This window comes from Burkholderia thailandensis E264 (assembly GCF_000012365.1).
Lineage (GTDB): Bacteria > Pseudomonadota > Gammaproteobacteria > Burkholderiales > Burkholderiaceae > Burkholderia > Burkholderia thailandensis.
Genome location: NC_007651.1, coordinates 1,929,619 through 1,948,008 on the forward strand (window position 1 = coordinate 1,929,619; position 18,390 = coordinate 1,948,008).

Annotated in this window: 18 protein-coding genes; 15 read left to right on the forward strand and 3 right to left on the reverse strand. The window is 67.1% G+C overall.

All coding sequences use genetic code 11. The annotated features are described in order from the left end of the window. Positions 1–63: 63 nt before the first annotated feature. The 15 genes from fabF to nagZ all read left to right on the forward strand — a co-directional run bounded on the left by fabF (position 64) and on the right by nagZ (position 14,596). Positions 64–1,302, forward strand: a complete 1,239-nt coding sequence (gene fabF, locus BTH_RS20980; RefSeq protein WP_009890010.1) for a beta-ketoacyl-ACP synthase II — start codon at positions 64–66, stop codon at positions 1,300–1,302. 11 nt (positions 1,303–1,313) lie between these two features. After that, positions 1,314–1,787, forward strand: a complete 474-nt coding sequence (locus tag BTH_RS20985; RefSeq protein WP_009890011.1) for a hypothetical protein — start codon at positions 1,314–1,316, stop codon at positions 1,785–1,787. Positions 1,788–1,892: 105 nt separating this feature from the next. Beyond that, positions 1,893–2,492: an RNA polymerase sigma factor RpoE gene (gene rpoE, locus BTH_RS20990; RefSeq protein WP_006025804.1), complete on the forward strand. Its 600-nt coding sequence runs from the start codon at positions 1,893–1,895 to the stop codon at positions 2,490–2,492. 83 nt (positions 2,493–2,575) lie between these two features. Continuing rightward, positions 2,576–3,178 carry a sigma-E factor negative regulatory protein gene (locus BTH_RS20995; RefSeq protein ID WP_011402146.1) on the forward strand — a complete coding sequence of 201 codons (603 nt, stop codon included), beginning with the start codon at positions 2,576–2,578 and terminating at the stop codon, positions 3,176–3,178. Between the two features lie 5 nt (positions 3,179–3,183). Next, complete coding sequence (locus tag BTH_RS21000) at positions 3,184–4,239, forward strand: MucB/RseB C-terminal domain-containing protein (protein ID WP_009908941.1); 1,056 nt, start codon at positions 3,184–3,186, stop codon at positions 4,237–4,239. 16 nt (positions 4,240–4,255) lie between these two features. After that, positions 4,256–5,764: a DegQ family serine endoprotease gene (locus tag BTH_RS21005; protein ID WP_009890015.1), complete on the forward strand. Its 1,509-nt coding sequence runs from the start codon at positions 4,256–4,258 to the stop codon at positions 5,762–5,764. Beyond that, positions 5,761–6,015 carry a glutaredoxin family protein gene (locus BTH_RS21010; RefSeq protein ID WP_009890016.1) on the forward strand — a complete coding sequence of 85 codons (255 nt, stop codon included), beginning with the start codon at positions 5,761–5,763 and terminating at the stop codon, positions 6,013–6,015. Before BTH_RS21005 ends, BTH_RS21010 begins: the two co-directional genes overlap by 4 nt. 239 nt (positions 6,016–6,254) lie before the next feature. Next, positions 6,255–8,048: a translation elongation factor 4 gene (gene lepA / locus BTH_RS21015; protein WP_009904470.1), complete on the forward strand. Its 1,794-nt coding sequence runs from the start codon at positions 6,255–6,257 to the stop codon at positions 8,046–8,048. A 15-nt stretch (positions 8,049–8,063) separates the two neighbouring features. After that, entirely contained in the window at positions 8,064–8,957 is an 894-nt protein-coding gene (lepB, locus tag BTH_RS21020) for a signal peptidase I (RefSeq protein WP_009890017.1), read from the forward strand. A 150-nt stretch (positions 8,958–9,107) separates the two neighbouring features. After that, positions 9,108–10,517: a ribonuclease III gene (gene rnc, locus BTH_RS21025; protein WP_011402148.1), complete on the forward strand. Its 1,410-nt coding sequence runs from the start codon at positions 9,108–9,110 to the stop codon at positions 10,515–10,517. 69 nt (positions 10,518–10,586) lie between these two features. Beyond that, a complete protein-coding gene (gene era / locus BTH_RS21030; protein ID WP_009908944.1) occupies positions 10,587–11,486 on the forward strand; it encodes a GTPase Era in 900 nt (299 codons plus the stop codon). Beyond that, positions 11,473–12,333: a DNA repair protein RecO gene (gene recO, locus BTH_RS21035; protein WP_011402149.1), complete on the forward strand. Its 861-nt coding sequence runs from the start codon at positions 11,473–11,475 to the stop codon at positions 12,331–12,333. The genes era and recO overlap by 14 nt, the downstream gene beginning before the upstream one ends. Continuing rightward, positions 12,330–13,103, forward strand: a complete 774-nt coding sequence (gene pdxJ, locus BTH_RS21040; RefSeq protein ID WP_009890021.1) for a pyridoxine 5'-phosphate synthase — start codon at positions 12,330–12,332, stop codon at positions 13,101–13,103. The genes recO and pdxJ overlap by 4 nt, the downstream gene beginning before the upstream one ends. A 5-nt stretch (positions 13,104–13,108) precedes the next feature. Next, positions 13,109–13,540 carry a holo-ACP synthase gene (acpS, locus tag BTH_RS21045; RefSeq protein WP_009890022.1) on the forward strand — a complete coding sequence of 144 codons (432 nt, stop codon included), beginning with the start codon at positions 13,109–13,111 and terminating at the stop codon, positions 13,538–13,540. Positions 13,541–13,567: 27 nt separating this feature from the next. Beyond that, a complete protein-coding gene (nagZ, locus tag BTH_RS21050) occupies positions 13,568–14,596 on the forward strand; it encodes a beta-N-acetylhexosaminidase (RefSeq protein ID WP_009890023.1) in 1,029 nt (342 codons plus the stop codon). A 54-nt stretch (positions 14,597–14,650) separates the two neighbouring features. Here nagZ and BTH_RS21055 read toward each other — a convergent pair whose 3' ends face one another. The 3 genes from BTH_RS21055 to earP all read right to left on the reverse strand — a co-directional run bounded on the left by BTH_RS21055 (position 14,651) and on the right by earP (position 18,287). Next, positions 14,651–16,048 carry a sigma-54-dependent transcriptional regulator gene (locus BTH_RS21055; protein ID WP_009890024.1) on the reverse strand — a complete coding sequence of 466 codons (1,398 nt, stop codon included), beginning with the start codon at positions 16,046–16,048 and terminating at the stop codon, positions 14,651–14,653. A gap of 271 nt (positions 16,049–16,319) precedes the next feature. Beyond that, complete coding sequence (gene efp / locus BTH_RS21060) at positions 16,320–16,877, reverse strand: elongation factor P (RefSeq protein ID WP_009890025.1); 558 nt, start codon at positions 16,875–16,877, stop codon at positions 16,320–16,322. 189 nt (positions 16,878–17,066) lie between these two features. Then, complete coding sequence (gene earP, locus BTH_RS21065; RefSeq protein ID WP_009890026.1) at positions 17,067–18,287, reverse strand: elongation factor P maturation arginine rhamnosyltransferase EarP; 1,221 nt, start codon at positions 18,285–18,287, stop codon at positions 17,067–17,069. Positions 18,288–18,390: the final 103 nt, after the last annotated feature.

The window sequence follows — 18,390 nt, forward strand, 5'->3', positions numbered from 1 at the left end:
CAGGGGTGGTTCCTGTGGCCGCTGTGGCTTTTGTTTTTGTCATTCAATGGAAAAGAGGTTACCGTGAGCCGCCGTCGTGTTGTTGTTACAGGCCTTGGGCTGATTTCGCCTGTTGGCAATAATGTTGCCGACGGCTGGGCCAATCTCGTGGCCGGCAAGTCCGGCATCGTCAATATCACGAAGTTCGACGCGACGAACTTCTCGACCCGCTTCGCAGGCGAGGTGAAGGGCTTCAACGTCGAGGATTACATCCCGGCGAAGGAAGCGCGCCACATGGATACGTTCATCCATTACGGGATCGCGGCCGGCATGCAGGCGATGCAGGACAGCGGCTTCCAGGTCACCGACGAAAACGCGGAGCGCGTCGGCGTCGTGGTCGGCTCGGGCATCGGCGGGCTGCCGATGATCGAGGTCACGCAGACCGAGCTGCTTAACCGCGGCCCGCGCCGGATCTCGCCGTTCTTCGTGCCGGCGTCGATCATCAATATGGTGTCCGGCCATCTGTCGATCAAGTTCGGCATCAAGGGCCCGAATCTGGCGATCGTCACCGCTTGCACGACCGGCCTGCACTGCATCGGCGAAGCTGCGCGCCTCATCGAATACGGCGACGCGGACGTGATGATCGCGGGCGGCGCGGAGGCGACGGTGTCGCCGCTCGGCATCGGCGGCTTCGCGGCGGCGCGCGCGCTGTCGCAGCGCAACGACGATCCGGCGACCGCGAGCCGCCCGTGGGACAAGGACCGCGACGGCTTCGTGCTCGGCGAAGGCGCGGGCGTGATGGTGCTCGAGGAGTACGAGCACGCGAAGGCGCGGGGCGCGAAGATCTACGCGGAAATCGGGGGCTACGGGATGAGCGGCGACGCGTATCACATGACGGCTCCGCTCGAGGATGGCGACGGTGCGCGACGCTGCATGCTGGCCGCGCTGCGCAACGCCGGCATCAACGTCGATCAGGTCAACTACCTGAACGCGCACGGCACGTCGACGCCGCTTGGCGACGTCGCGGAAACGGTCGCGATCAAGCGGGCGTTCGGCGATCACGCGAAGCAAATCGTCGTCAACTCGACGAAGTCGATGACGGGCCACCTGCTCGGCGGGTCGGGCGGGCTCGAATCGGTGTTCACGGTCCTCGCCGTCCACAACCAGGTGTCGCCGCCGACGATCAACATCTTCAACCAGGATCCCGCGTGCGATCTGGATTATTGCGCGAACGAAGCGCGCGAGATGAAGATCGATGTCGCGTTGAAGAACTCCTTCGGCTTCGGCGGGACTAACGGCACGCTGGTCTTCAAGCGCGTCTGATGCGGGGTCGCTTGACGGAGCCGTTCCACGCCATGTCGGCAGGCGCGCAGCACGTCGTGCTGCGCGCGTCGGCGCGGCTGCGCGCCGCGTGCGCGCTGTTCGTGCCGGTTGCCGGCGCGGCCGTCTACACTTGTGCCGAGCCGCTTTTCGGCGGCGGCGGGGCGGCGATGCTCGCGTGGCTTGCCGCAGCGCTCGTCGCGTTGCGCGCGCGGGCTGCCTGCGGGCAGCGTCAGCCGGCTGCGTTGCGCATCGATGCCGGCGCGGGCGTGCTCGCAGCGTTCGATCGCGATGGGCGACTCCTCGCGCGCGGGCGGATCGCCGGCTGCACGCAGTGGAGCGACCTGCTCGTCGTGCTGGCGGTGCAGGGCCGCGGCCGGCGCGCGACGCCGCTCGTCATCCCGGCCGACGCGGTCGACGCGCCCGTGTTCCGCGCGCTCTGCGTGCTCGGCCGGCGCGCCGCGCGCGGGACGCTCGCGGCGGCGTGACTGCTTGCGCGGCCGGCCGTTTCCGGTCGAAATCGCCCAGAGCGGCTCGAGCGGGAACGTTACAATAGCGCTCCGCGTTGCTTCCCTCGTTTACGGATTTGTCAGGTGAGTGAAAAAGAAATCGATCAGGCGCTGGTCGAACGCGTACAGAATGGCGACAAGGCGGCGTTCGAACTCCTGGTCTCCAAATACCACCGCAAGATCATCCGGCTGATCTCGCGCCTCGTGCGGGATCCCGCGGAGGTCGAGGACGTGGCCCAGGACGCGTTCATCAAGGCGTATCGCGCGTTGCCGCAGTTTCGCGGCGAGTCGGCGTTCTACACGTGGTTGTACCGGATTGCCGTCAATACCGCGAAGAACTACCTTGCGACCCAGGGACGCCGGGCGCCCACGTCCACCGACGCGGACGCCGAAGAGGCTGAAACTTTCTCCGACGCCGACCAACTAAGGGATATCAACACGCCTGAGTCGATGTTGATGAGCAAGCAAATCGCCCAGACGGTCAACGCCGCGATGGCGTTGCTGCCGGAAGAGCTGCGAACGGCCATCACGCTGCGCGAGATCGAAGGTCTGAGCTACGAAGAGATCGCGGAGATGATGGGATGCCCGATCGGCACCGTTCGCTCGCGGATCTTCCGCGCCCGCGAGGCGATCGCGGCAAAATTGCGGCCGCTGCTCGATACGCCGGAAGGCAGGCGCTGGTAAGCGCCTGCGGCGAATCGAAGCGGTTTGGGGTCTAGTTACGGAGTCGTGTGTCACGACGGGGTGTGTGCAAGATGGGGAGCATCATGGGGTCGGTCTCTATGCAGTCGCAGGCGTGCTCGCAACGCGAGCGCATGTCCGCTCTGGTCGACGGCGAAGCGCCGGAGGGCCTTTCGCTGAAACAGATTCTCGCGGGGCTGGGCGACGCCGAGCGCGCGACCTGGGCGCAATATCACGTGATCGGTGACGCGCTGCGCTCCGATGAGCTCACGCTCAAGCCCGCCGAGAGCAGCGCGTTCATGGCCCGCTTCTCGGCGAGCCTCGCGGCCGAGCCGCACCTGCTCGCGCCCGCGGCCGCACCCGTCGCGCGCCGGCTGCTGGCGCTGCGCCGCCGCGTCGTGCCCGCGTTCGCTGTCGCCGCCGCCGCGGCAACGCTGACGTGGATCGTCGTGCCGCAGATGCAGGGCGTCGGCGCGCCGGGCGCCGTGCAGGTCGCGTCGGTGAGCCCCGCGCAACAAGGCCCGCTGCAACGCGTGGCGGCTGCGCAGACGGGCGCGCAGGACGCGAACATCATTCGTGACGCGAGCCTCGATCAATATCTCGAAGCGCATCAGCAATTCGCGCAACAGCCCGTCGTGACGGGTTCGATGCCGGTCATTCGTACAGCGGTCACCACGCAAGGCCAATAAACCCGATGCGGACGTTGCAGTTGAATCAAGCCATTCTCGGTTGGAGACGGCTGCCGGCGCTGCTGCTATGCGCGGCCGCGCTGTTGTCCGTCCAGTCCCCCGTCTCCGCGCAGCAGCCCGACGATCCCGTGGCCACCCGGCGCCAAGCCGCCGAGTGGCTTGATCGCATCCAGCTGGCCGCGCAGCAGCAGAACTACGAAGGGACGTTCGTCTATCAACGCGGCGCGTACGTGCAATCGTCGCGGATCGTCCATGTCGCGTCGAAAGGCGACGGCGAATACGAGCGCGTCGAGAGCCTCGATGGCAAGCCGCGCAAGCTGCTGCGTCACAACGACGATCTCTATACGTTCGTGCCCGAGCGGCGGCTTTGCGTCGTCGAGCGCCGCCAGAACAAGGATTCGTTCCCCGCGCTGCTCGGCGCGAGCGGCGAGCAGGTGCTGTCCGTCTACGAGCCGAAGTCGCTCGGGCGCGACCGCGTCGCGGGCCTCGACGCGCAGGTCGTCGAGCTCGTGCCGAAGGATGCGTATCGCTTCGCGTACAAGCTGTGGACCGATGCGAAGACGGGGCTTCTGCTGCGTTCGCAGACGCTCGACGCCGACGATCGCGTGCTCGAGCAGATCGCCTTCTCGCAACTGCAGCTCGGCGCCGCGGGGCCGAGCCAGAAAACCACGATCGCGGCCGGCATGCGCCATCTCGGCGGCTGGACCGTCGTTCGGCCGCCCGTGTCGCCCGTCGACATCGAGGCGCAGGGCTGGCAGATCGCGCCGACCGTCGCGGGCTTCCGCAAGATCCGCGAAGTGCGCCGTCCGATGGCCGCGCGCGACGCGAACGATCCGCCGATTCCCGTCGATCAGGCCGTGTTCACCGACGGCCTCGCGACGATCTCGGTCTTCATCGAACCCGCCGAGAAGAACAGCCGCAAGGAAGGGGCGGGCGGCACGGGCGCGACGCACGTGCTCGTCAAGCGCCGCGGCGATTTCTGGATCACGGTTCTCGGCGAAGCGCCTCCCGCGACGTTGCAGCAGTTCGCGTCTGCCATAGAATACAAGGCTTCCAAGTAACCTCTCGGTTTCCGACATGATGAATCCCTCGCTGCGCACCTGGCTCGTCGCTGCGGCGGTGACGGCCTTGACGCCGCTTGCCGCGCAATCGGCGACGGCGGCTTCGAATGTCACGACCGCGCCTGCCGCCACGGGCGCCGCGCCCACGACGCGCGCCGGTTTGCCCGATTTCGCGGACCTCGTCGAGAGGGTCGGCCCGGCCGTCGTCAACATCCGGACGACGGCGAACGTGCCGGCCGATACGCGCGGCGCGCTGCCGCCCGGCCTCGACAACGGCGACATGTCGGAGTTCTTCCGCCGCTTCTTCGGCATTCCGCTGCCGCAGCCGCCGGGCGGGCAGAAGAATGCGCCGAGCGCGCCCGACGCACCGGACACCGAGCAGAACCGCGGCGTCGGCTCGGGCTTCATCCTGTCGCCGGACGGGTACGTGATGACGAACGCGCATGTCGTCGACGACGCGGACACGATCTACGTGACGCTCACCGACAAGCGCGAATTCAAGGCGAAGCTCATCGGCGTCGACGAGCGCACCGACGTCGCGATCGTGAAGATCAACGCGTCGAGCCTGCCGACCGTTGCGATCGGCGATTCGAACCGCGTGCGCGTCGGCGAATGGGTCGTCGCGATCGGTTCGCCGTTCGGTCTCGACAACACGGTCACGGCCGGCATCGTCAGCGCGAAGGGCCGCAACACCGGCGACTATCTGCCGTTCATCCAGACGGACGTCGCGGTCAACCCCGGCAACTCGGGCGGCCCGCTCATCAACATGCAGGGCGAGGTGATCGGCATCAACTCGCAGATCTACAGCCGCACGGGCGGTTTCATGGGGATCTCGTTCGCGATTCCGATCGACGAGGCGATGCGCGTCGCCGAGCAGCTGAAAGCGTCGGGCAAGGTCACGCGCGGCCGGATCGCGGTCGCGATCGGCGAGGTGACGAAGGAAGTCGCCGATTCGATCGGTTTGCCGAAGGCCGAAGGCGCGCTTGTCAGCAGCGTCGAGTCGGGCGGTCCGGCCGACAAGGCGGGCCTCCAGCCGGGCGACATCATCCTGAAGTTCAACGGCCGTTCGGTCGAAACGGCGTCGGATCTGCCGCGCATGGTCGGCGACACGAAGCCGGGCACGAAGGCGACGGTGACGGTGTGGCGCAAGGGGCAGTCGCGCGATTTGCCGATCACGATCGCGGAATTCCCGGCCGACAAGATCGCGAAGGCAAGCAGCCGCCAGGCGCCGCAGCAGAAGCCGCGCAGCAGCGCGCTCGGCCTGGCGGTCAGCGATCTGTCGCCCGAGCAGTTGAAGACGCTCAAGCTGCGCAACGGCGTGCAGATCGACGCGGTCGACGGCCCGGCCGCGCGCGCGGGGCTGCAGCGCGGCGATATCGTGCTGCGCGTCGGCGACGTCGACATCTCGAGCGCGAAGCAGTTCGTCGACGTGACGTCGAAGCTCGATCCTCAGCGCGCGGTCGCGGTGCTCGTGCGGCGCGGCGACAACACGCAGTTCATCCCGATCCGGCCGCGCCAGAAGTGATCGCCGCCGCGCGTTTCACGCTGTATGGCCGCGGCTGGTGCCATTTGTGCGACGACATGCGCGATGCGCTCGCGCCCGTGGCGGCCGAATGCTCGGCGAGCGTCGACTATGTCGACATCGATGCGGATCCGGCGCTCGTCGCGCGCTATGACGAGGACGTGCCGGTGCTGCTGCTCGACGGCGTCGAAGTATGCCGGCACCGGTTCGACGAGACGCGGGTCAGGGCGGCGCTTGCGCGGCGCGGGGCGTGAAGCGCCATGCGGTGAATGGCGCGCAAGGGCGGAGCGGCCGTCTCGCCGCCGCTCGTGCCTGGGGACTTGCCGCGCCGATCGAACGGCCGCGCGGCGGATCGCCGGCCGGGGCGGACGTCCCAACGTCCAAAATGCCGCCCCTGGCGGGCCTTTTCGGCTAAAATAAGCCGTTTTTTCACCGACTTACAAGGCGTGCTCCGCGGTCGTCGAGCGCGCCTTTTTCGCTTGATCGGCACTGAATGGATCATATTCGCAACTTCTCGATCATCGCGCACATCGACCACGGCAAGTCGACGCTCGCGGATCGCATCATCCAGCTTTGCGGCGGCCTGTCCGACCGTGAGATGGAATCGCAGGTGCTCGACTCGATGGATCTCGAGCGCGAGCGCGGCATCACGATCAAGGCGCAGACCGCCGCGCTCACCTATCGCGCGCGCGACGGCAAGGTCTACAACCTGAATCTCATCGACACGCCGGGGCACGTCGATTTCTCGTACGAAGTGAGCCGCTCGCTGTCCGCGTGCGAGGGCGCGCTCCTCGTCGTCGACGCGAGCCAGGGCGTCGAGGCGCAGACGGTCGCGAACTGTTACACGGCGATCGAGCTCGGCGTCGAAGTGGTGCCCGTCCTCAACAAGATCGACCTGCCGGCCGCGAACCCGGAGAACGCGATCGCCGAGATCGAGGACGTGATCGGCATCGACGCGATGGACGCGGTGCGCTGCAGCGCGAAGACGGGCCTGGGCGTCGAGGATGTGCTCGAATCGCTGATCGCGAAGGTGCCGCCGCCGAAGGGTGATCCCGATGCGCCGCTGCAGGCGCTCATCATCGATTCGTGGTTCGACAACTACGTCGGCGTCGTGATGCTCGTGCGCATCGTCAACGGCACGCTGCGCCCGAAGGAAAAGATCAAGCTGATGGCGACCGATGCGCAGTATTCGGTCGAGCACGTCGGCGTGTTCACGCCGAAGTCGCGCAATCTCGAATCGCTGTCGGCGGGGCAGGTGGGCTTCATCATCGCCGGCATCAAGGAACTGACGGCCGCAAAGGTCGGCGACACGGTCACGCACGCGACGAAGTCCGCGCCCGAGCCGTTGCCGGGCTTCAAGGAAGTGAAGCCGCAGGTGTTCGCGGGCCTCTATCCCGTCGAGGCGAATCAGTACGACGCGCTGCGCGAATCGCTCGAGAAGCTGAAGCTGAACGACGCGTCGCTGCAGTACGAGCCCGAAGTGTCGCAGGCGCTCGGCTTCGGCTTCCGCTGCGGCTTCCTGGGGCTGTTGCACATGGAGATCGTGCAGGAGCGGCTCGAGCGCGAGTTCGACATGGATCTCATCACGACCGCGCCGACGGTCGTCTACGAGGTCGTGCAGAGCGACGGCGCGACGATCATGGTCGAGAACCCGGCGAAGATGCCGGAGCCCGCGCGGATCGCCGAGATTCGCGAGCCGATCGTGACGGTCAACCTGTACATGCCGCAGGATTACGTCGGCTCGGTGATCACGCTGTGCGAGCAAAAGCGCGGCACGCAGATCAACATGCAATACCACGGCCGGCAGGTGCAGCTCACGTACGAGATCCCGATGGCGGAAATCGTGCTCGACTTCTTCGATCGGCTGAAGTCGGTGTCGCGCGGTTACGCGTCGATGGACTACGAGTTCAAGGAATACCGGACGTCCGACGTCGTGAAGGTCGACATGCTGATCAACGGCGACAAGGTCGATGCCCTGTCGATCATCGTTCACCGTTCGCAGTCGCAGTATCGAGGCCGCGAAGTGGCGGCGAAGATGCGCGAGATCATTCCGCGCCAGATGTACGACGTCGCGATCCAGGCGGCGATCGGCGCGCATATCATCGCGCGCGAGAACATCAAGGCGCTGCGCAAGAACGTGCTCGCGAAGTGCTACGGCGGCGACATCACGCGTAAGAAGAAACTGCTCGAAAAGCAGAAGGAAGGCAAAAAACGAATGAAGCAGGTGGGTTCGGTCGAGATCCCGCAGGAGGCGTTCCTGGCGATCTTGCGAGTCGAAGACAAATAACAGGACTGATCCTCTATGAATTTTGCGTTGATCCTTTTTGTGCTCGTCGTCGTGACGGGCATCGCATGGGTGCTGGACAAACTGGTTTTCCTGCCGCAGAGGAAGAAGGCGGCGGACGCGGCGATCGCCGAGTTCGATCGCCAGCAGGAGCGGATCGGCGAACGCTTCGCCGACGAGAACGCGCCGCAGACGCGCGCGCGCCTGCGTGACGAAAAGCTGCGCCAGCCGTGGTGGCTCGAGTACACCGCGAGCTTCTTTCCGGTGATTCTCGTCGTGTTCGTCGTGCGCTCGTTCGTCGTCGAGCCGTTCAAGATTCCGTCGGGCTCGATGGTGCCGACGCTCCTCGTCGGTGATTTCATCCTCGTCAACAAGTTCGATTACGGCCTGCGTCTGCCGATCACGAATCAGAAGATCACCGAAGGCCGTCCGCTCGAGCGCGGCGACGTCGTCGTGTTCCGCTATCCGAAGGACGAATCGGTCGATTACATCAAGCGCGTGATCGGCCTGCCGGGCGACACGGTCGCATATCAGGACAAGAAGCTCACGATCAACGGCCAGCCCGTGCCCGAGACGCCGCTGTCGGATTACTTCGACGAAGAGCGGATGAACTACGCGAAGCAGTTTGAGGAAACGCTCGGCACGCGCAAGAACGCGATCCTGAACAATCCGTCGGTGCCGCCGTTCGTGATGGGCGCGGACGACTATCCGTATCGCGACAACTGCCAGTACGACAGCCGCGGCGTCGTCTGCAAGGTGCCGCCCGGCCACTACTTCATGATGGGCGACAATCGCGACAACAGCGCCGACAGCCGCTACTGGGGCTTCGTGCCGGACAAGAACATCGTCGGCCGCGCGTTCTTCATCTGGATGAATTTCAGCGATCTGAAGCGCATCGGCTCGTTCAACTGAGCCGCAGCGAACGTTGCGACACGCCGCGCGCGGGCTGCGCGGCGTGTCGCCGAACTGCTCGCAGAACCGGCGGCAACACCGCCTCGTCACGCCTTTTTGCGCCAGGTCGCGTTTCCCGACCGACGCGGCGCCCGCGTTATACTCCTGTCCATGCCCCTATCCCAGTTGGAAAGCCGGCTGCGCTACGAATTTCGCAATGCGGAATTGCTGCGCCAGGCTTTGACCCATCGCAGTCACAGTGCCACGCATAACGAACGGCTCGAGTTTCTCGGCGATTCCGTTCTGAATTGCGCGGTGGCCGCCCTTTTGTTTCAGCGCTTCAGCAAGCTGGACGAAGGCGATTTGTCGCGCGTGCGGGCGAATCTCGTCAAGCAGCAGTCACTGTACGAGATTGCTCAGGCCCTCAATATCTCGGACGGCCTGCGGCTTGGCGAAGGCGAGTTGCGCAGCGGCGGATTCCGAAGACCGTCGATCCTCGCGGACGCATTCGAAGCCATCATCGGGGCGGTGTTCCTCGATGGCGGCTTCGAAGCCGCCCAAGGGGTCATCAAGCGGCTGTACGTGCCGATTCTCGACCACATCGATCCGCGCACGCTCGGCAAGGATGCGAAGACGCTGCTGCAGGAGTACTTGCAGGGCCATAAGATCGCGCTGCCGACCTATACCGTCGTCGCGACGCATGGCGCGGCGCACAATCAGCAGTTCGAAGTCGAGTGCACGGTGCCGAAGCTGGACATCAAGGTGTCGGGTTCGGGCGCGAGCCGTCGCGCGGCCGAGCAGGCCGCCGCGAAGAAGGCGCTCGACGAGGTGATGGCGGTTGCGCCGATGCTTGCCGCGAAGCCGAAGCGCTCGAAGAGCGCGCGCGGCGCGAAGCACATGGAGCCCGAGATCGTGCCGGGCGTGAAGGGCGTGCAGGAGGCGCTCGACCTGCGTTCGCCGGACCGCAAGGAGCGCGGCGCGGGCCGCACGGCGGGCGGCGAAGCGAAAGGCGTCGAGCCGAAGGCGGCCGATGTGAGGGCCACGGTCGACGCGAAGTCGGGCGACGCGAAGCAGGGCGAGCCGAAGGTTGCGGAGTCGCGCGTGGACGATTCGAGGGCGACCGAGGCAAGGGCCTCGGCGGACGCGAAGGCTGGCGCGCAAACTCACGCGGCCGTTTCGCCCGTCGTGCCCGCGCACGCCGACGATTCGGCCGCCCGTTCCCCCGGGACCGCGCCCGTCGCGATGATCCGCGCGGCACACGTCGAGCACGGCGCCGACAAGGGCGAGCCGCGTGCGGCGAAGCCGGCCGAGAAGCCCGCGCCGGCGACGGACAGGTTGCAGGAGAAATCGGCGGAAAAGGCGCCGGACAAGGGCCACGAGAAGCCGCAGGACAAATCGCCCGACCCGGCTCCGGAAAAGACGCCCGACAAGACGGCGGAGCCGCTGACGGAAAAGCCGGACGCCGCCGCGCGCGTTTGCGCGGGGGCCGCCGATCGGCCGCCGCGCGCGCGCGACGCGTCATCGGCCGCCGAGCCCGATCTGGCCGCCGCGCCCGTGCGCGTGGCCGATGCGGGTCATTGACATCGTTCCAATCGACACCGCGGTCGCGCACGGTCGCGCGGCCGCTTCCGAACCCAGCAGCAGCCTGATATGAACGCACCCGCTCCCACCGGTTTTCGTTGCGGCATGATCGCGATCGTCGGTCGTCCGAACGTCGGCAAATCGACGCTGATGAACGCGCTCGTCGGCCAGAAGATCAGCATCACGTCGCGCAAGGCGCAGACGACCCGCCACCGGATCACCGGCATTCGCACGCTCGACGACGCGCAATACGTCTTCGTCGACACGCCCGGCTTCCAGACGCGCCACAGCACCGCGCTCAACCGGTCGCTGAACCGCGCGGTGACGTCGACGCTCACGTCGGTCGACGCGATCCTGTTCGTGATCGAGGCGGGCCGCTTCGGCCCCGACGATCAGAAGGTGCTCGACCTGATTCCGCCCGGCACGCCGACGCTGCTCGTCGCGAACAAGCTCGACCGCGTATCCGACAAGGACACGCTGTACCCTTTCTTCCAGAAGATGGGCGAGCTGCGCGAGTTCGCGGAGATCGTGCCGCTGTCGGCCAAGCATCCGGAAGACATCCAGCGGCTGATGAACACGATCAAGCCGTATCTGCCGGAAGGCGACGCGATCTACGGCGAAGACGACCTGACCGACCGCAGCTCGCGCTTCCTCGCGGCCGAGATCCTGCGCGAGAAGGTGTTCCGCTGGACGGGAGACGAGCTGCCCTATACGAGCACCGTCGTCATCGACAAGTTCGAGGAGGAGGGGCGGCTCACGCGCGTGTTCGCGACGATCCTCGTCGAACGCGATTCGCACAAGGCGATGGTGATCGGCAAGAAGGGCGCGAAGCTCAAGCAGATCAGCACCGAGGCGCGGCAGGACATGGAGAAGCTGTTCGACGGCCCGGTCTATCTCGAGACTTTCGTCAAGGTGAGGAGCGGCTGGGCGGACAACGAAGCGGGGCTGCGCGCCTATGGGTACGAATGACGGGACGTCCGATGTCGGGATGACCGACGAGGCCGACGCCGACCCGCAACCCTTCGCCGTGCCGCCCGCACCCGGCGCGCCGGCCGCCAACAAGCCGGCGCGCAAGCCGCGCCGCACCGTGCCGCGCACGTCCGAATTCCGGATCGCCGAGCAGCCGGGGTTCGTGCTGCACAGCTATCCGTACCGCGAGACGAGCCTCGTCATCGACGTGCTGACGCGCGATCACGGCCGCATCGCGCTCGTCGCGAAGGGCGCGAAGCGCCCGCATTCGGCGCTGCGCGGCGTGCTGCAGACGTTCCAGCCGCTGTCGCTGTCGTGGTCCGGCAAGTCGGAGCTGCGCACGCTGACGGGCGCCGAATGGGTGGGCGGCATGCTGCCGCTCGCGGGCGACGCGCTGTTGTGCGGCTTCTACGCGAACGAACTGCTCGTCAAATTCTGCGCGCGCGAGGACCCGCATCCGCCGCTCTTTCAGCACTATCTCGTCACGCTTACGCGTCTCGCGCACGGTGAGCCGCCCGTGCAGGTGCTGCGCTCGTTCGAGCGCGTGCTCCTGCGCGAGACGGGCTATGCGATGACGCTGAAGCGCACCGTCGCGCGGCGTGCGGTCGAGCCCGGCAAGCTCTACGTGTTCGATCCGGAGCGGGGCGTGCGCGATGCGGACAGCGACGTACCGCCGCACTGGCCCGTGATCGCCGGCCAGACGTTGCTCGACATGGAAGAGGACGATTACCATCGGGCGCAGACCGTTGCGCAAAGCAAGACGCTGATGCGCTTTCTGCTCAACACCTATCTGGGCGGCACGCCGCTCGCCACGCGTCAGATCCTGATCGACCTGCAAAACCTATGAGCTTCTTCCTGACAACGCCCACCGCCATCGAACTGGGGGTGAACATCGACCACGTCGCAACGCTGCGCAACGCGCGCGGCACCGCGTATCCGGACCCCGTGCGCGCGGCGCTCGCCGCCGAGGACGCGGGGGCGGACGCGATCACGCTGCATCTGCGCGAAGACCGCCGGCACATCGTCGATGCGGATGTGCGCACGCTGCGTCCGCTCGTGAAGACGCGGATGAATCTCGAGTGCGCGGTGACGCCGGAGATGCTCGACATCGCATGCGAGGTCCGGCCGCACGACGCCTGCCTCGTGCCGGAGAAGCGCTCGGAGCTGACGACGGAAGGCGGCCTCGACGTCGTCGGGCATTTCGACGCGGTGCGCGCCGCGTGCAAGCAGCTCGCGGACGCGGGCGTGCGCGTGTCGCTCTTCATCGATCCGGACGATGCGCAGATCCGCGCCGCGCACGAAACGGGCGCGCCCGTGATCGAGCTGCACACCGGCCGCTATGCGGACGCGCACGACACGGCCGAGCAGCAGCGCGAGTTCGAGCGGATCGCGACGGGCGTCGACGCCGGCATCGCGCTCGGGCTGAAGGTGAATGCGGGCCACGGATTGCACTACACGAACGTGCAGGCGATCGCCGCGCTGCCCGGCATCGCCGAGCTGAACATCGGGCACGCGATCGTCGCGCACGCGGTGTTCGCGGGCTGGGACAACGCGGTGCGCGAGATGAAGGCGATCATGGTCGCCGCGCGCGTCGCCGCGCTGCACGGCGGCCGCTGACGCGCATGGCGATCTACGGCATCGGCACCGATCTCGCGCAGGTGAGCCGCATCGCCGCCGTGCTCGAGCGCACGGGCGGGCGCTTCGCCGAGAAGGTGCTCGGTCCCGACGAGCTGCGTGTGTTCCATGCGCGGCGCGCGCGCTCCGAGGCGCGCGGCATCGCGTTTCTCGCGACGCGCTTTTCCGCGAAGGAAGCGTTCTCGAAGGCGATCGGCCTCGGCATGCACTGGCCGATGACGTGGCGCGCGCTGCAGACGCTCAACCGGCCGAGCGGCGAGCCTTACGTCGTCGCGTCGGGCGGGCTCGCCGAGTGGCTCGACGCGCGCGGCATCACCGCGCGCGTGACGGTGAGCGACGAGCGTGATTACGCGGTCACGTTCGTCGTCGCCGAAGCGCCCGACGACGTGGTCGCCGCGCGCTCGGGCGCCGCTTCCTGATCCATTCTCCGCAAGGACGCTGATTCGATGAAACTGCCCCCCGGTCCGGTGATGCTCGACGTCGTCGGCACGACGCTCACGCGTGACGACGCGCGCCGTCTCGCGCATCCACAGACGGGCGGCGTGATTCTGTTCGCGCGCCACTTCGAAAGCCGCGCGCAGCTCGTCGCGCTGACCGACGCGATCCGGGCGATCCGCGACGACATCCTGATCGCGGTCGATCACGAGGGCGGCCGGGTGCAGCGCTTTCGCACCGACGGCTTCACCGTGCTGCCGGCGATGCGCCGGCTCGGCGAGCTGTGGGACAAGGATGTGCTGCACGCGACGAAGGCGGCGACCGCGACGGGCTACGTGCTCGCGTCCGAGCTGCGCGCGTGCGGCATCGACATGAGTTTCACGCCCGTGCTCGACCTCGACTACGGCCGCTCGAAGGTGATCGGCGATCGCGCGCTCCATCGCGATCCGCGCGTCGTCGCGCTGCTTGCGAAGAGTCTGAATCACGGGCTTGCGCTTGCCGGGATGTCGAACTGCGGCAAGCATTTTCCCGGTCATGGCTTCGCTGAGGCCGATTCGCACGTCGCGCTGCCGATCGACGATCGCCCGCTCGACGAGATCCTCGCGAACGATGCGGCGCCGTACGACTGGCTCGGGCTGTCGCTGTCGGCCGTCATTCCGGCGCACGTGATTTACACGCAGGTCGATTCGAAGCCGGCGGGCTTCTCGCGCGTATGGCTGCAGGACGTGCTGCGCGGCCGGCTGCGTTTCCCGGGCGCGGTGTTCAGCGACGATCTGTCGATGGAAGCCGCGCGCGAAGGCGGCACGCTCGCGCAGGCGGCGCAGGCCGCGCTCGATGCGGGCTGCGACATGGTGCTTGTGTGCAATCAACCGGATGCGGCGCAGCGGGTGCTCGACGAGCTGCGCACGACGACGTCGCACGAATCGCTGCTGCGGATCAAGCAGATGCGCCCGCGCGGCAAGGCGCTCAAATGGCGCAAGCTGATGCGTGAGCCGCGCTATCTGAGCGCGCAGGAACTGTTGCGCAGCACGTTCGCTTGACTTGAAACAGGCGAGGGCGGCGCGCGGCCGCCCCGCTTCGATGTCGGCCGGGCGTCAGCCGATCTTCATTCGCTGCAGCTTGTTGTAGAGCGTCTTCGGGCTGATGCCGAGGAGCGTCGCCGCGCGGTGGCGCGTGCCGCCGACCGCGTCGAGCGTCGCGCGGATCAGCAGATCCTCGACGTCGGCGAGCGGCGTGCCGACGCGCACCTGCACGCTGCTGCCGTTCAGCGCCGCGCCGGGCTGCGGATATGCGTCGCCCGCGCGCAGCGTTTCGATGAAATCGCCCGACTGGTCGTATGCGATGCGCACGCGCTCCCGCAACTCGCGCACGTTGCCGGGCCAGTCGTATGCGAGGCATTCGCGGATGAAGGCGGGCGCGATTCGCTTGTCGGTGATGTTCAGGCCCGCCGCGCGCGCGTCGCGGTTCAGATCGTCGACGAACGCCTCGGCCATGACGACGACGTCGTCGTCACGCTCGCGCAGCGGCGGCAGGCCGATCGATGCGGCGTCGAGGCGCAGCCAAAGATCCTCGCGCAGTGTGCCGTTCGCGACCGCTTCGCGCGCGGGGCGGCGCGTCGTCGCGATCAGCCGGAAGTCGCTCGCGATTTCCGTCGTGCCGCCGACGCGCATGAAGTTCTGCGAATCGAGCGCGCGCAACAGCGCCTCCTGCAGCGGCAGCGGCAGCGCGGTGATTTCCTCGAGGAACAGCGTGCCGCCGCTCGCCTGCTCGAAGAGGCCGGGGTCGCGCCGCTCGACGCCCGTGTACGCGCCGCGCTCGCGGCCGAGCAGCATGCTTTCGATCGCGCGGCCGTTGGTCTCGATGTTGCGCGGCGATTGCACGGCGGCGCGGCAATCGAACGCGACGAACGGGCCCTTGCGGCGGCGGCTCAGCTCGTGCAGCGTGCGCGCGGCCGCTTCCTTGCCGGTGCCGGGCTCGCCCCACAGCAGCACCGCGGTTTCGGTGCGCGCGTTGTGCTCGATCATGTCGTAGACGTGCTGGATCGCGTCGCTGCGCCCGACGAGCGAACCGAAGCGCCCGAGTCGGCGCAGCGACGCGCGCAGCGCCTGCACTTCCTCGATCAGTTCGTACGGGCGGGGAATTCGCGCGAGCAGGCTGCGCAGCCGGGGGATGTTGACGGGCTTCAGCAGGTAATCCCAGACGCCGTGCCGCAACCCTTCGATCGCGCTCTCGACGGTCGCGTTGCCGGTCAGCACGATCACCGGCAGCGAGCCGTTCGGCTGTTGTTGCGGCAGGTTCTGCAGCAGGTCGAAGCCGCTGCCGTCGGGCAGGTTCAGGTCGACGAGGACGACGTCGGGAATCGACCGGGCGAGGGCGCCGCGCGCCTCGGCGAGCGATGTCGCCGTATCGACCGAGAAGCCGTCCGCGGCAAGAAGCGCGGTCAGGCCGGATAAGCTATTGGGATCGTCTTCGACAATCAGGGCGAGTGGCATGGTGTGCGCGAGTTGAAAGACCGGTCCATCGGCAGGACAGGCGTACAGCCCCCATTTCGGGATGAGAAATGAATTTTATGCCCCATCGCACACTTGGCGTACGGTATTTGTTATCGACTATAAAACAGTTACGGATGATACAAATTGAATCCCGTCAGCGCTTCCTCAAAAACATTGTTTATGATGCGGCGCCTTTATGCAATAAGCGACGTCGAATAAACAAAAAGCGCCCCGTGGGGCGCTTTGTTCAACCGGCAGGCGCAATCGGCGCTTACGCGCGGCTGCGGTACTCGTTGGTGCGGGTGTCGATTTCGATCTTGTCGCCGGTGTTGCAGAAGAGCGGCACTTGCAACTCGAAGCCCGTCGAGAGCTTCGCGTTCTTCAGCACCTTGCCCGACGACGTGTCGCCCTTGACGGCCGGTTCCGTGTACGTGATCTCGCGAACGAGGATCGTCGGCAGTTCGACCGAGATCGCCTTCTCGTTGTAGAACACGACTTCGCATGCCATGCCGTCTTCGAGGTAGTTGAGCGCGTCGCCCATCATTTCCGCTTCGACTTCGTACTGGTTGTAGTCGGCGTCCATGAACACGTACATCGGGTCCGCGAAGTACGAGTACGTCACTTCCTTGCGGTCGAGCACGACGACGTCGAACTTGTCGTCCGCCTTGTAGACCGATTCCTGGCCTGCGTTCGTCAGCAGGTTCTTCAGCTTCATCTTGACGACGGCGGCGTTGCGGCCCGACTTGTTGTATTCGGTCTTCGAGACGACCCATGCGTCGTTGCCGACCATCACGACGTTGCCTACGCGGAGTTCCTGTGCGGTTTTCATAACTAAAACTATCCTGAACGAGAGAATTTGCCTGAGCGTTGCTCAACGGCTAACGGCGCAAGCGGGCTCGATCCGGCAAGCCCGGCGATCGCATGCGCGATCGGCCGCGGCCGGACTGGCGGCCCCCTTTATCCTGAAGCGTCGCGCCGGGAACGGACGCGCTTGCGTGGTCAGCCATTGGATAACCGCTTATTTTAACTGAGTTTTTGCAAAATTCGCCAGATTTCCGGCGAGGTCGCCGACGGCCGCGAGCTCGTCCGCCCAGCTCGCCGCGCGCGCTGTGAGCGCCGCGCGGTGCCGCCAGAAGTCGGCCCAGTCGGGCGCGCCCGCGCCGTTCCATGCATGCCAGAAGCGCTCGGTCGCCGCGCGCGTCGCGTGATCGACGCGTGCGGTGACGTGCGCGAGCGCCGCGTCGAGCTTCGGCAGATGTGCGTCATCGGCCTGCGGATAGATTTGCCAGACGAACGGCCGGCGCGCCCATTGCGCGCGGACGAACGAATCCTCGCCGCGCACGAAGTTCACGTCGCTCGCCCACAGCAGCCGGTCGTAGTCGGGCTGCGCGACGAACGCGAGACCGTGCGCGGCGACGCTGCCGCGCGCCGCATGCGCGCCGGCGCCGAACGCGCCGGCCCCGAAGAAGCGCGCGACGCGCGCCGAGATCCGGCCCTCGGGCACGAGCAGCACGACCGGCTCGCCGCCGTCGCGCCATTGCTCGAGCAGCGCATCGAGCGCCGGGTTCTCGTACGCGAAGAGCGACACGACGGTTGCGTCCGGGCCCGGCATCGGCGCGCACGCGACGTTTTGCCACCATGCGCGGCGCGCGTCGCCGTCGGCTTCGAACGCCGCACGGCGCGCGTCGAGATCGCGCTCCTTCAGCACGCCGCCCGTGCCGGGGCCGAGGCCGGGGAAGAAGAACGTCTTCGTCAGCGGGTAGCGCGGGTGCGGTGACGGGCGCAGGTGGAAGTCGCCGATCCAGTCTTCGGCGCTCAGGTATTCGAGGTTGAGCCACACGGGCGGCCGCGCGCGGCGCGCCATCGCGGCGACGTACGCGCCCGGCAGCTCGCACGCGAACGCCTCGATCACGACGTCGGCGATCTCGAGCGTGTCGCCCGCGTGCGCGGGCGCGCGCCAGTGCTCGACGACGATGCCGTCGACGGTCTGCCGCGCGGCGTCGGGCAACGCGGCCGGCTGCAGGCGCGCGAACGTCGCGAGGTCGTCGACGAAGAGTCGCACCTGCCAGCCGTGCTCCGCCGCGAGCTGGCGCGCGAGGCGCCAGCACACGCCGATGTCGCCGAAGTTGTCGACGACCGCGCAGAAGATGTCGCACGCGATCGGGCTTGCCGTTTGCGGGGACGGCGCGGTGTCGGCGGGCGCGGACGCGGGCGGGGGAAGAGGGGCGGACGACGTCATTTGATCTGGGCGAAGCGAATGAAGCGAATGAAGCGCCGATCGGCGCGCGAATCGACTTGAAAACAGGCGCGCGACCGGCGCATAACCGGCGCGGCGCGCACGA